Annotated in this window: 11 protein-coding genes; 2 read left to right on the top strand and 9 right to left on the bottom strand. The window is 60.0% G+C overall.

Annotation, left to right across the window (positions count from 1 at the left end; translation table 11 throughout):
- Positions 1 to 343: 343 nt before the first annotated feature.
- The 5 genes from gpmI to Q7L05_RS15165 form a co-directional block, all read right to left on the bottom strand.
- Positions 344 to 1,885 carry a 2,3-bisphosphoglycerate-independent phosphoglycerate mutase gene (gene gpmI / locus Q7L05_RS15185; protein WP_303908574.1) on the bottom strand — a complete coding sequence of 514 codons (1,542 nt, stop codon included), beginning with the start codon at positions 1,883 to 1,885 and terminating at the stop codon, positions 344 to 346.
- A gap of 117 nt (positions 1,886 to 2,002) precedes the next feature.
- Positions 2,003 to 2,515, bottom strand: coding sequence for a hypothetical protein (locus Q7L05_RS15180; RefSeq protein ID WP_303908571.1), 513 nt, complete (start codon positions 2,513 to 2,515; stop codon positions 2,003 to 2,005).
- 178 nt (positions 2,516 to 2,693) lie between these two features.
- A complete protein-coding gene (locus Q7L05_RS15175) occupies positions 2,694 to 3,494 on the bottom strand; it encodes an endonuclease/exonuclease/phosphatase family protein (protein WP_303908569.1) in 801 nt (266 codons plus the stop codon).
- 335 nt (positions 3,495 to 3,829) lie between these two features.
- Entirely contained in the window at positions 3,830 to 5,467 is a 1,638-nt protein-coding gene (locus tag Q7L05_RS15170) for an acetolactate synthase large subunit (RefSeq protein ID WP_303908566.1), read from the bottom strand.
- 180 nt (positions 5,468 to 5,647) lie between these two features.
- Positions 5,648 to 6,286: a thiol:disulfide interchange protein DsbA/DsbL gene (locus Q7L05_RS15165; RefSeq protein WP_303908563.1), complete on the bottom strand. Its 639-nt coding sequence runs from the start codon at positions 6,284 to 6,286 to the stop codon at positions 5,648 to 5,650.
- A gap of 470 nt (positions 6,287 to 6,756) precedes the next feature.
- Between Q7L05_RS15165 and Q7L05_RS15160 the strand changes: the two genes are divergently transcribed.
- A complete protein-coding gene (locus tag Q7L05_RS15160; RefSeq protein WP_092998111.1) occupies positions 6,757 to 7,248 on the top strand; it encodes a Crp/Fnr family transcriptional regulator in 492 nt (163 codons plus the stop codon).
- Between the two features lie 303 nt (positions 7,249 to 7,551).
- Here the strand turns inward: Q7L05_RS15160 and ccsB are convergent, their stop codons facing one another.
- The 4 genes from ccsB to Q7L05_RS15140 form a co-directional block, all read right to left on the bottom strand.
- Positions 7,552 to 8,730 carry a c-type cytochrome biogenesis protein CcsB gene (gene ccsB / locus Q7L05_RS15155; protein ID WP_303908557.1) on the bottom strand — a complete coding sequence of 393 codons (1,179 nt, stop codon included), beginning with the start codon at positions 8,728 to 8,730 and terminating at the stop codon, positions 7,552 to 7,554.
- Positions 8,731 to 8,750: 20 nt separating this feature from the next.
- Positions 8,751 to 10,736, bottom strand: coding sequence for a cytochrome c biogenesis protein ResB (locus Q7L05_RS15150; protein WP_303908555.1), 1,986 nt, complete (start codon positions 10,734 to 10,736; stop codon positions 8,751 to 8,753).
- Between the two features lie 189 nt (positions 10,737 to 10,925).
- Positions 10,926 to 11,528, bottom strand: a complete 603-nt coding sequence (locus Q7L05_RS15145) for a c-type cytochrome (RefSeq protein ID WP_303908553.1) — start codon at positions 11,526 to 11,528, stop codon at positions 10,926 to 10,928.
- 16 nt (positions 11,529 to 11,544) lie between these two features.
- On the bottom strand, positions 11,545 to 11,856 hold the full coding sequence (locus tag Q7L05_RS15140; RefSeq protein ID WP_303908551.1) for a c-type cytochrome: 312 nt from the start codon (positions 11,854 to 11,856) through the stop codon (positions 11,545 to 11,547).
- 274 nt (positions 11,857 to 12,130) lie between these two features.
- Here Q7L05_RS15140 and yihA point away from each other — a divergent pair, with 274 nt between their 5' ends.
- On the top strand, positions 12,131 to 12,757 hold the full coding sequence (gene yihA / locus Q7L05_RS15135; RefSeq protein ID WP_303908547.1) for a ribosome biogenesis GTP-binding protein YihA/YsxC: 627 nt from the start codon (positions 12,131 to 12,133) through the stop codon (positions 12,755 to 12,757).
- Positions 12,758 to 13,547: the final 790 nt, after the last annotated feature.

Below are 13,547 nucleotides of genomic sequence, written 5' to 3'. Positions count from 1 at the left end.
TCCAGAGAGCAGCGGCATGGCTCGAAATGGATCCCCGCCTGCGCGGGGATGACGGCCAAGCCGGTCGAGTTCCTGGAGCAGCATCGGCCGGATCCCCGCCTGCGCGGGGATGACGGTCATAGTCTTCCAGCGCCAAGCCGATCACCTGCTGACGGTTCGCCTGCGCGGGGATGGCGAATCTATGCCGCGCATGATCAACCGGGCGAGCAGTTACCGGGAAAAATCGGGGAATCCGGCCAAATCCGGCCAAATCCGGCTTTTCCGCGCGACTCCATGGATTGGAGGAGTTAGAGCGAACCAGGATGCCCGAGCCGAGTCGATCAGTGTTAAGTCCGACAGGCTCCTAGCGGAGCGGATACAGCAGCAGGGAGTCTTCTTTCATCTGCGGCGGCTTCGGCAGCCCCATCAGGTGCAGCACCGAGGGGGCGATATTGCCCAGACCGCCGGACGTGGAGAGGCGCCAATCGACGCTGTCGATGACCAGTACCGGCACCGGGTACTCGGTATGTTGGGTGTGAGGGGCGCCGGTACCCGGGTCCACCAGTTGTTCGCAGTTGCCGTGGTCGGCGGTGACGAGCACGGAATAGTCGCAGGCCACAGCCGCATCAAGAACCCGCCCCACCTGTTCGTCGAGCACCTCGACGGCACGAATCACCGCTTCCCGAATAGCGGAATGCGCAACCATGTCGCCATTGGCGAAGTTGACGACGATGAAGGCGTAGCGATTGCTGCGCAGTGCATCGACTACGCAGTCGGCCACTTCCGCCGCACTCATCTCCGGCTTGAGGTCGTAGGTAGCCACTTTCGGGGAAGGGATGATTTTACGCTCTTCACCCGAGACGGGCTCCGAGCGCCCGCCATTGAAAAAGTAGGTGACGTGCGCGGCCTTTTCGGTTTCCGCGCAGTGCAGCTGCTTGAGCCCGGCCTCGCTGATCACTTTACTCAAGGTGGTGGCGGGACGCTCCGGCACGAAGGCAAACGGCAATCCGAAACGCTTGTCGTACTCCATCATGCAGGCGACCGGGATCGGCTGGTAATCGCCTCGTTCGAAGCCGTCGAACCTGGCCATCGCCAGGGCGGCGACAATCTGCCGCGGCCGATCCTTGCGGAAGTTGAAACTGATCGCGTGGTCTTCGGCTTCGATGGGCACGGCCGGGGGCAGTATCGTGGGAGGAATGAACTCGTCCGTCTGTCCCTCTGCATAGGCCTGTTCGATCGCTTCCCGGGCGGAGTCTGCGGTGGCCCCCTCGTTGTGCACCATGGCCCGCCACGCCCGCTCGGTGCGTTCCCAGTTTTTGTCCCTGTCCATGGCCCAGTACCGGCCGATGACGGTGGCTATCGCACCACCCGCCTTGGCGAGCGCGGCCTCGACATCCTCCACGCAATTCCGTGCCGACTTCGGCGGCGTATCACGCCCATCGGTAAACAGGTGCAGCATCGGCCGCGCGCCGCGGCGTTCACACAGCGCGATCAATGCCAACAGATGACGCACATGGCTGTGCACCCCGCCGGCTGACACCAAACCGAACAGGTGCAGCGGCCTTCCCGAGGCGGCGGCAGCATCCGCCGCCTCGACCAGCGCCGGTTTTTCAAAGAAGCTGCCATCGCCGATGGCGTCATTGATCAGTACCAGATCCTGGCGTACGACCGTGCCGCAGCCGAGCGTGGTGTGGCCGACCTCCGAGTTGCCCATCTGACCGTCCGGCAGTCCAACGGCAAGTCCCGATGCCTGAATGACGTTGTGCGAATAGCGCGAAAAGTAGCTATCGAGACGAGGTGTATGGGCCTCCACCACCGCATTGTTGATCTTGCAGGGATTGACGCCGAAGCCGTCCAGTATCACCAAAACCACCGGGCGGCGGGGTGCTCCGTGGTCCTCTTGCATGACCGCTCCTCTCCTTTTCACTGCTAAATCCCGGGAGGAAGGTGCACTCGAAGCACCCGGCCCTCGATCCATAGTCGCTCATGAAACCGTCACGTACCGGCTCTGGCCCATCGCGACTCACTGCCGACGCACGGTCTCGAAGCGGAACGGCGCGGCGATCAGGCCGGCATCGCTGTGAATCATCACCGTGGCCTCCCAGGCCATGTGGTCACGGATACAAATCGGCAGGACACCGGTTCCGCCAAAATCCGCGCTCTCGCCTCCGGCACTGGCCAGACGGTAGCGGTTGAAGCCCATGTTCATATCGATACCGGCGAAGTCCACTTCCACCGACCGGGCCTCAACACCCTCGATCTGAACCTCGATGTGGATCTCTTCCATGACCGGGATCGGGCGAGGCGTAACTGATAGCCTCACTTCACCACCACCCGGAATTCGGGAGCTACAGGCAGTTTCGGTCAGATCGCAACCGGGATCCAGCGGGACATGGACCTGGGCAGTGGGGCTGAGTAGTGGAGCGTAGTGATTCACCAGCAGGGCAATCCCCAGCCCCGCTGCAAGCAAAATGCCGATGCCCAGCCATCGACCTACACGCCCGACACTGCGGTGGCCGGCAGCTGCTGCTTTCATGGCAGGTTCTCCTCGCTGGAACAGCGGCTATGGACCTCGGTCCCGGCCCGGTAGGGAGCGGGGCGGGCGAGGTCGCAATACCTCTTCTCTACCCAAATAGCGGCCGTTTGGCTGTCATATTCAGTGTTCACAAGCACCCCCTTCGAATCCGGTGATTGTATCACCGGAACGTGCCGATTCAGACCGGCAATGCGATCGCCTCCGGCAGGTTGACCTCCATCGCGATGGGCAGGTGGTCCGAAAACGCATGCGTCAATACGTGACAACGATTCACCTCGATGCCCGGGGTGACCAGGATGTGGTCGATACTCCGATTGGGACGCCAACTGGGGAAGGTGTGCAGAGCCTCTTCCGGCTCACGGAGATTCGTGGTGCAAAACAGCTTGTTCATTTCGGGGCTGTTCGGCGCCGTATTCATGTCGCCCATGACAATCACATGTTCATAGCGGTTGACGAGGTCGCAGATATACTCCAACTGGCGGTCGCGGGCCCGCCTCCCCAGAGCCAGATGGATGAGCATGACCATCAGCGGATTATCGGCACTGCCGAAACGGGCCACCAGTCCGCCCCTGCCGGGGATCACTCCGGGCAGTTTGTGTTGCACCACTTCGGTGGGTCGGTAACGGGTTAACAAGCCGTTGCCGTGCTGGGCCAGCGGGCCGAGATCCCGATTGAGCTGGTGATACCAGAAAGGAAATCCGGCGCGATCCGCCAGGTACTTGGTGAGATCGATAAACCCGGTGCGGTGCGAGCCGGCATCCAGCTCCTGCAATGCGACGATGTCGTAGTCACGCAGAAACCGGGCGATCCGGTCCAGCGTATCGAAACGGGTGGCCGCAGGCAGCAGGTGGCGCCAGCTGCGCGTCACGTAATGGTGGGGGCGGATGCTGGCGATGCCGACCTGGATGTTGTAGCTCAGCAAGCGCAGCTTGCGTGTCGCCTTCACCTCGATCGGAGGAGAGAGTTCGAGGCTCTCCATGTCACGCAGACCCGGGCAGAGGTAGTTCCGTCCACTGGGGACATATTCCCGATCTGGAACGGATCGGACTGGTCGTTTTCATCTCTTTCACCTAACCCAAATATTTAATAACTCACCGCAGGAGGCCAACAACGGCTTATCACGGCATCAGGGGGCGCAATCGCAAACGGCTGCAAACCTTTCGGCGAACGCGACCTTTAATTCAGTTCCTTTACGCGTTTGTGATGAGCAACGCGGCCAGCAGCCTATCGGATTCGGCCTGCCAGGAGCTGTCCGAGAATAGCCACCGTCACGAGGGCTTGGCCGCAGTAGGTCAGTCTATTCTCGGACAGCTCCTAAGCGGGACAGACCATCTCACCGAGCTTCTGGGTCAACTTCAGATTCTCCCGGTAATCGACCGGGCAATCGATGATGGTCACCGCATCATCGGCAAGAGCCTTTTCCAGCGTGGGCAGAAGGTCCGACACGCGCTCGATCCGATAACCCTTGGCACCGAAGGATTCGGCCAGTTTGATAAAGTCCGGATTGGTGAAATCCACATTGGATGGTCGTCCGAACTGGCTTAGCTGTTTCCATTTAATCAAACCGTAGCCGTCATCGTTCCATATCAAAATGACCAGCGGCAGTTTCAGGCGGACGGCGGTCTCCAACTCCTGGATATTCATCAAAATCCCGGCATCGCCCGTCACTGCAACAACTTTACGGTCGGGATGGGCAAGCTTGGCCGCAATGGCACCCGGCAAAGCGATCCCCATGGCGGCAAAACCGTTGGAAATCAGACAGGTATTGGGGACTTCGCAACGGAACATGCGTGCCATCCACATCTTGTGGGCGCCCACATCACATATGGCGATGTCCTTCAGGTCCATCGCGGTGCGGAGATCCCAAATGATCTTCTGCGGCTTCACCGGGAATTCGTCGTCCTGCTTGCAGGCATCCATCTCTTCCACAAGGGCGTCACGCAAGGCACGCAGGCTACGACCCTGATGCGGGGTGGCGAGTGCGGCGATGCGCAGCAGGGAGTGCTTGATATCCCCGACCACCCCTACTTCGACCGGATAGTGGGCGTCCACTTCCGCAGGGGTCGTGTCCACGTGGATGATGGTGCGATCGCGGCTCGGGTGCCAAAGATGCGGGTGGTATTCGACCAGGTCGTAGCCGACGCAGATAATGACATCCGCCTGATCGAATCCGCACGATACGTAATCCCGCGACTGCAGACCAACGCTGCCCAATGCGAGCGGATTGCGGGCAAACGGCACTACCCCCTTGGCCATGAAGGTATTGGCGACCGGTATATTGAGACGCTCCGACAGATCCGCCAGTTGCTTCCAGGCCTTGGCCCGGATCACGCCGTTACCGGCAAGGATGATGGGTTGCCTGGCGTCCGAGATAAGCTGCGCCGCCCGCTCAACGCGATCCACGGCAGGTTCCGGCAAAGAGGGGTTCTTGACCATCAGGGGCCGATCGTCCTCCACTTCCATCCGGGCGATATTTTCGGGAAACTCGATGAAGGTTGCGCCGGTCTTGTCAGTCTGGGCGAGCTTGAAGGCCTTGCGCACCACTTCGGAGGTGATTTCCGGTGACACCAGCCGGGTGGAGTACTTGGTGAACGGCGCGAACATCGCCTCCAGGTCCAGGACCTGATGGGACTCCTTGTGCAGCCGGGTGGTATCGGCCTGCCCCGCAATGGCCACCACCGGGGCGTGGTCCATGTTGGCATCGGCGACCCCGGTAATCAGGTTGGTGGCGCCCGGCCCCAGGGTGGAGAGGCAGACACCGGCGTGGCCGGTGAGTCTCCCGTAGACGTCGGCCATGAAGGCGGCGCCCTGCTCATGGCGAACGGTGATGAAGCGGATCGGAGAGTCGAGCAACGCATCCATCAAATCGAGGTTCTCCTCGCCCGGGATGCCAAAGATGTACTCGATGCCTTCGTTCTCAAGACACCTGGCGAAAAATTCTGCCGTCTTCATCCGCTGCCAATCCTCATCTAGTAGTCCGTGCGGAAAATCGTGTAACGCTCAGCCGGCCTCACAAGCGCCACCAGCTAGAGCGGGAGCGCAGGACCGGCCATAAGCCAAGTTCAAGCGACTGCAATGCATGGGGCTTGTGAGCCGGCCCGAAGGGAACCCCGCTATTTCCCGCATCGACCACTACTCCTCGCCTTCTGCGCCCTGTCTGGCCAGATAATCGGTAATGCCGACAAGCCGGTCGTAGCTGGCCGCCTGGGAGGCACTGACCCGATATTCGCCATCGACAACCATCGCGGGAACACCGTCGATACCCGAACGCTTGGTCAGGTCACGGGCGCGCCGCACCTTGGATTCAACGGCAAAGGAGTTGAAGGTCTTGTCGAATGTATCCGGTTCGACACCCCGCTCGGCGAAAAAGTCCCGGAGCGCATCCCGACTGTTGAGCCGCTGGCGCTGGTTGTGAATAGCGTCGAATAGTGGACCATGAATGCGATCCAGTGCCCCCAGGAGCTCTGCCGTATAATAGGCGCGCGCGTGGATCTCCCAATTCGGATTGTTGAAGATCGCGGGAATGCGGGTGAACTCGATGCTGTCCGGCTTTCGCTCTAGCCAGCGCTGCAGGTGCGGCTCGAACTTGTAACAGTGGGGACAGCCATACCAGAAGAATTCATAGACCTCGACTTTGCCGGGTTCCTTGGTCGTCATCGGTGGCGAGACCCGCTCGTAGTCGATGCCGGCGGCGTAGTCGTCCTCGGCACTGGCCGAGGTGAATGGCAAGACAACAAGGGCCATCAGCAGCCCGAAAATACGAATATTCATGGTTCCTCCTTGTTTACTGGACAAAGCCCGACGGCCATTTTAGTTCTTGTCGCTTACACTATACTGCACAGCCGCTGCAGGGAGTACCGAGGATTGGCGGTGCTTTGCGCCGCCGGAGCACTGCTCTTGCCAGGAGCCTGTCCGGGAACGTCGTTTCTTGTAGGTTGGGGTGAGTTATGCGAACCCCAGCGCTGATTTTGTTGGGCTTCGTTCCTCAGCGCCAATCTACACGGAACCCATTGCTATTCTCGGACAGGCTCCTGGTGGTCCATGCTTAAAGGTACATTCAGAGCACCCGAAGACACCAGGATAAGGCGCAGCGCGCAGACAATGGCAACACCGTCATGGTACTTTCGGGGGGCTCCCTTCGGGCGAGCCGCTGGCCGGCCATCTGCGGCGTTGCGCTTGCTTGAAAGGGCGTGCCGGGCAGGACTAACTGGGCCCCCAATAAGACGTGCCGGAGATGTACGATGAGCGCAGATTTCAATTTGACCGAATTCCTCAGTCAGCAGTACCTCTGCGAGTCTCTCACGATTCGCGAAGTACAGACCCTGCTGGAGTTCACGGATGAGGTGGTGTTCAAAAAGCACGCCATCATCGCCGATATCGGCGAAGTGGGCGAAGCCCTCTATTTCGTGATTGCGGGTGAGGCGGCACTTGCCTTCGAAGCGGACGGCAAGACTACCGAAATGGCCCACGCCAAAAAGGGTGAACTGGTCGGCGAGATGTCCTTCTTCGACAGGGAGCCGCGTTCGGTACGCCTCGTGGCCAAAAGCCCCGACACGCGACTGCTGCGCCTGTCGCGCACCATGTACCAGCGCCTGCGGGTGGAGCACCCGTTCATCGCCGTCAACCTTCTCGAACAGGCCATCGTCAGTCTCGACCACCTGTTCCGCCGCGTCAGCAAGGATATGGCGACCTTCTCGCGCTACGTCACCGCCATCAAGAAGACCAGCAAGTAGAGTGGCTAGTTGCGAGTGGCGAGTGGCGAGGCGGGGTTGTACCCACTGCGCAGCCGACTTTCCTAGCCCGGATTATTCACCGCAAAGACGCAAAGGACACAAAGCTTTGATTACAATGCATCTTGCATTATCGCCGAGGTTCTACTGTTTCCGTTGTTTCTCGGTCATGTATGCCGATAAGTAATTCCTGGCGCTTTATTGTCTTCGCCTACATGGATCTAGGTGAGGGGCGTGAGCAGGAGCGAAAGCTTTGGGGTGAGTTCGTGAACTTTCCGGGCTCACTACTCGCCACTCACCACTGCCCTACAACTCGCCGTACGAGTGCAGCCCGGAGAGGAACATGTTGACGCCCAAAAAGGCAAACAGCGTAATGAACAGGCCGATTATGGCCCACCAGGCAAGCGGTTTGCCGCGCCAGCCTTTGGTTAGTCGCATGTGCAGCCAGGCGGCGTAATTGAGCCAGACGATCAGCGCCCAGGTCTCTTTCGGATCCCAGGACCAGTAGCCACCCCACGCTTCGGCAGCCCACATCGCCCCCAGGACGGTCGCCACGGTAAAGAAAGCGAAGCCCAGAGCAATGAGCTTGTGCATCAGGTCGTCCAGCTGATCGAGGCTGGGCATTCGGCGAACGAAGGCGGATTGCGGGTTTTTGGCGGCACGCCAGTCGACCAGGAGATAGGCCACGCCCAGCATCGCCGCCATAGCGAAGCCTCCATAGCCTACGAAGTTGGTCGGTACGTGGATCTTCATCCAATAGCTCTGCAGGGCCGGAACCAGGGGCATAATCTCGTGAGCGCCGCGCTCGAAGGAGTACCACAGCAGAAACGCTACCGCAGCACTGACCACGGTGAGTACGAAGGCACCCATCGCCCGGTTGTTGTAACGCTTTTCGTAGAACAGGTAGAGCAGTCCGGTGATCACCGCAAAGAGGATAAAGACCTCGTACAGATTCGCCACCGGGATGTGTCCCACGTCATGGCTGATGAGATAGGACTCGCGCCAGCGCACCATCAGACCGACCAGGCCCATCGTGCTCGCGGACCAGGTCAGGGCCGTCCCCACTTTGCCGCTGAAGGTTGAACCCATAACCAGAGCAAACCAGTACGCCGCTGTCGCCATCACGAACAGCGCACTCATCCACATGATTGCGGACTGGCTCGAAAACAGGTATTTGAGGAAGAAGTCGGTCTCCGCCGCAGCAAGCGTATCGCCATAGGCCCACACTGCAAACAGACTGAGCGCAGCAACGGCCAAACCCAGGGGACGGATGGGCTTCCAGGCCCATCCGAACAGCGCCAGCGCGAGCCCGGTTCCGATCAAAATGCCCACTTCGTAGCGATCCATCAGGACGCTGAAGTTCGCGATGGTGTAGACGGTGCCGGCCAGCAGCAAAACCGCCCACAGCCCGTCAAACAGACCCAGCCGTTTCAGGAAGTGCGGCTGCTCCAGTGGCTCCTCCATATACTCGTGGGGTACGGACATATTCAGTCACTCACCTCTGATTAGGCGTCGCTGACGGCCTTCAGCCGCCGCTGCAGACGCTGGAATTCCTTGCCGAAGTCGCCGCGATTGCGATGGCCGGTGCCGGCAAACAGGATCCGACTGTTTTCGCCATCCTCTTCGATGCGGACCCAGAGCCGGCGATGGTGCATATAGAACATGAAGAACACTCCGGCCATCAACATCACGCAGCCGAGATAGACGATGTCCTTGCCCGGCGATTTGGTGATCTGCAGCCCCGAGGCCTGCACCTGTTCAAAGTCGGTCAACTGGGCGACAAACGGCGAACCGTAGGAACCCATCAGCGAGAGCGCATTCATGGCATCCTCGAAGAAGCGCTGATCCGCCGCCGAAACGCCCTCGCCCAGGTCCTTGCCCTCTTCCTCTGCCAGCAGATCCACGTAAATGGCGCCGAGGGTATTCTGAATGACATTGACGAACGACTTCAGGGCCGCGTCCTGCTCAGCTTCCGGGGCACTGGATTCGACCCGGGCGACCACTGCGCCGATGCCCTCGGCGACAAACGTCTGCACCAATTCGACGATGGAATTGGCCACTTTCTGCGGGAGCTCGGCATCGGCACTACCGGCCATTGATGCCAGTTGTGCCGCCACTTCGGTCTGCAGGTGGTTCATCTCCATGGCTTTGGCCCGAAGACGCAGGAAGCGCTTCAGACTGTCGTTCTCATCCAGGGGCAGATGCAGATACTGATAGGGCTCCGACGGCGTGCTGCGGACGCCGCTCAGGAAAAAGAGGCTCTCGCCCCGCGGCACCGGCTGCATGTAGTTGACATATTCCAGCGCCTCACCGCTCGCATCGCGGAGCCGGAAGATGACACTGGGGCCGAAATTCTTCTGTCCCTCACTGCCATCCTCCTCTTCTATCGGGAAGATATTGAACGGCTTGAAGTCGATCAGCTCCACAGTGCGTTTACCGCGCGGGGTTTCAACGGGGAGGCGCTGCCCGATACGCCCTTCGAGACGCAGTGCTTCCGTGTCGGGGTTATCCAGCGAATGCGCCTGCAGCACCATGCGCGAGCCGCCATCGGAAAAACTCGACTGATAGATGGCGTAGCCCTTGTAAACCAGCGGGTGGTTGACCGCGATAGTCTTGCGGAGCGGCTCCTCCAGCTCCTCATCGAAAATGATCAGGTCACTTTCGTAGGATTTGGGCTGACCGGTGGGGTAGTGTTCGATGCGAAACTCGTCGAGAGCTATCTCGAAGGGTAACTTCTGCACCAGATAGCCGTCGCGAAGCCCCAGGTAGACAAAATCGGCGCTGGAGCCTTCGGGAATGTTTACCGTGCCGCGGAAGGAGCCGGAATCGGAGGCGATAACACTTTTTGCCGGCACATTGGCGATCGGCAGGTCTCGGGTCTCTGCCCGAATCTTGCCGGTGGAATCTGCGAACTTCAACGGGAGATTGCCATCCATCAGACCACCGATACAGATGATCACTATCGCCGAGTGGGACAGCAGATAGCCGAGGCGACCCATCGACCCCCTCATCGCGCCCACTATCCGGGCATTGCCACCATAGTCGCCTTGTCGGGTGCGGTATCCGTCTCGTTTCAGCTGCTTACCGAGACGATCGGCCAGTTCCGACGGAGCCCCCTTTACACTCCACTCGGCATGGTGACGGAAGCTACGCAGGGATTTGGTCTGCACATCCAGCCGGAAATGGCGCATATCCCTGATGATCGCAGGGGTATTACGAAAGACACAGACCGTGGTGGAAACCAGAAGGAGCCCGAGTAACACCAGGAACCAGGGGGTCCCGTAGACGTCGTAGAGGCCCAACGCATTGAAGACTTCGAACCAGAACGGTCCAAACTTGATGACGTAGTCATTATAAGGCAGGTTCTGCTGGAGAACCGTTCCGATGATCGACGCTATCGAAACCGCCACCAACAGGGTGATGGCAAGGTTCATGGACCCGAGGAAACGGAACAGGACCGAAGAGGGGCTTGGGCGAGAAGTACCGTTCAAGGAACGTCACCTGTGGGAGATTTTGAGGAGTACAACCTCAATGTCCGACTGCTTCAGACGGAAAAAATTCCAGGGCCGGCTTTCAACCGGTAGTTCGTAACCCGAGCCCCGGCGAGAAATGCCGCTTAAAACCGAAAGCGGCGGAAGAGGGCGGCAGAGCCCCTCTGCCGCCCTCCCCACTCCCGAAGATCAGTGCAGGCCGTTGATGTATTCGGCAACGGCTTCGATATCGGCATCGCTCATCCTGGCTGTCACATCCGCCATCATGCCATTCAGGTCATTGCTCCGGGTACCGGAGCGGAAATCCTTCAGGGCCTTGATGGTATAGTCCTGATGCTGCCCGGACAGGGACGGGAACTTCGCGCCCGGATTGCCCGCCCCGGCGGGGCCATGACAGGCCATGCAGGCGGAAATGCCGCGGGCAGCATCGCCTCCCTCAAACAGCTGCTTGCCGGCAGCGGCCTTTTCCGGGTCCGCGCTGCCGATGGCCACCGTCTGTTCCGAGAAGTAGGCCGCCAGGTCCAGCACGTCCTCTTCCGAAAGGGGCGCGGCCATGCCGTTCATGGTCGGGTCCGTGCGGGCGCCCGACTGGAAATCGGACAGCTGCTTGGCGATATAACCCGCGTGCTGACCGGCCAGCTTGGGCCAAATCGGATTCAGGCTGTTGCCGTCTTCCTGATGGCACGCGGTACAGCTTGCCGATTTGGTTGCGCCGGCAGAGGCGCTGCCCTGTGCCTGGGCACCGCCGGCAACGCCCAGGACCATTGCGGCTACAATTGCTACCTTTTTCATGAAACTGCCCAACCGTTTATTGCTTGCTGTTTCCCACCATGAAGTCCACGGCGGCTTGGAGATCTTCACCGGAGCAATCGAGGCAGTTGCCCTTCGGCATCATGGCAGTGCCCGGAACGCCCGTGTTCGCACTTTGATAAAGCGCGTCCATACCCTTGGCGATGCGCGGCTCCCATGCGGCGCCGTCGCCCATCTTCGGCGCACCGGCGGCGCCGGAGGCGTGACAAGCCACGCAGACCTTGTTGTATACGGCCTCGCCATCAGCGGCCATGGTGCTGCCTGAAAACAGTGCACACACACCAAGTGCCGCTACCAGACTTTTCTTCATCGGATGCTCCTAAATTCTTCAATAAACCCCGACTCCGTCGCAAGTTGGAGGGGCCATCATAGTGGTTCAGGGGGGGAGGTAACCGCCCGGAAAGCGGGCATGTTACCATCAGCGCCCCCGGCGCGGAAGCTCACGGAAACAAAACGGCCGAGCAGGACTGTTCCCGTCAACCGACCGGGAATCTACTGCAAGTCCCCAGATGCGGCTCCTTCGAGCCGACAGCTGTATATACCAAGCAGGTTATATCCGGTCAACCGACAAAGGCATGATTTCGATGCAGCGGCAACGCGAAAACCCCTACCGGCGGGCGCAATTCCTGACCAGTGCCAATGCCCCCCAGCACCTCCCCCCTGATGAGGGTTACGAGGTGGCTTTTGCCGGCCGCTCCAATGCCGGCAAGTCGAGCGCCCTGAACGTCATCACCGATCAAAAGGGGTTGGCCCGAATCAGTAAAACCCCGGGCCGGACGCAGCTCATCAATCTTTTCGAGATCGATGAAGAGCGCAGGCTGGTAGACCTGCCCGGTTATGGGTACGCAAAGGTACCCGAGGCGGTCAAACGGCATTGGCAGCAGTTCCTGGAGCGCTATCTTCGGGAGCGGCAATGTCTGACCGGACTGATCCTGCTGGTGGATGTCCGTCATCCGCTGAAGGAGTTCGATCGCCAGATGCTGGCCTGGTGCGCGGCTTCCGGTATGCCGACCCATATCCTGCTGACCAAGGCCGACAAGCTAAAGCGCGGACCCGCCGCCAGTACCCTGCAACAGGTACGGCGTAGGCTGGACGCGGAGTACCCCGGCGCCACCGCCCAGCTGTTTTCCGCCCTGAAACGCCAGGGCGTCGACGAGGTTCGGGATGTACTGAACCGGTGGATGAGACTGGAACCGGAACAACCGCTTTAAACCACTGAGGACACTGAGCCGAGTGGGTTTATGCTCAGTGCTCTCCGTGGTAAAAACAGCGCTTAACCACGGGGACACGGGGCGCACGGGTTTTTTGGGGAAAACCATAAAGGACACAGAGTACTTTCGGTTTTATCTCTCAGTGCCCTCTGTGGTTAAGTGCAATTACCCCCGTGTTCCCCGTGCACCCGGTGGCTAGCTCCTTTCGCTGGGCGCAAAAAAAAACCCGGACGCGCAAAAGGGGGAGAAATGCGCCCGGGGCCTACATGTTCCCGGCTGGGGAGAGCCGGGTATCTGTTTCCCGCCAGGGAGAGAGAGGACGGGAAAGAGCGCATTGCTGCGCTTACCCTGATAGACACACCCTCCGGGAAGAAGTTTCCTCGATTCACAGAAATTTCACTGTTTTCTCATCCCGCATCCCTTATCCCCATCCGCCGTTACCCGCTCTCTTCCTGAAGAACTTGCACCCAGCTGTCATTGCGGGGAGCCCCGGCGACGAAGTAATCTCCTGCTTCCAAAACCCCAGATTGCCGCGTCGCCGGGGCTCCTCCTGATGAACTTGCCCCCGCTGTCATTACGAGGAGCCCCAGGCGACGAAGTAATCTCCTGCTCCCAAACCCCAGATTGCCGCGTCGCCGGGGCTCCTCCTGATGAACTTCCCCCGCTGTCATTACGAGGAGCCCCGGCGACGAAGTAATCTCCTGCTCCCAAAGCCCCAGATTGCCGCGTCGCTGTGGCTCCTCCTGATGAACTTGCCGTCGCTGTATGCGAGGAGCCTAGGCGACGCGGC

This window comes from Thiohalomonas denitrificans (assembly GCF_016841685.1).
Classification (GTDB): domain Bacteria; phylum Pseudomonadota; class Gammaproteobacteria; order Thiohalomonadales; family Thiohalomonadaceae; genus Thiohalomonas; species Thiohalomonas denitrificans_A.
Note: the sequence above shows the minus strand (reverse complement) of the source record. Positions and strands in the feature narration are given on the sequence as shown.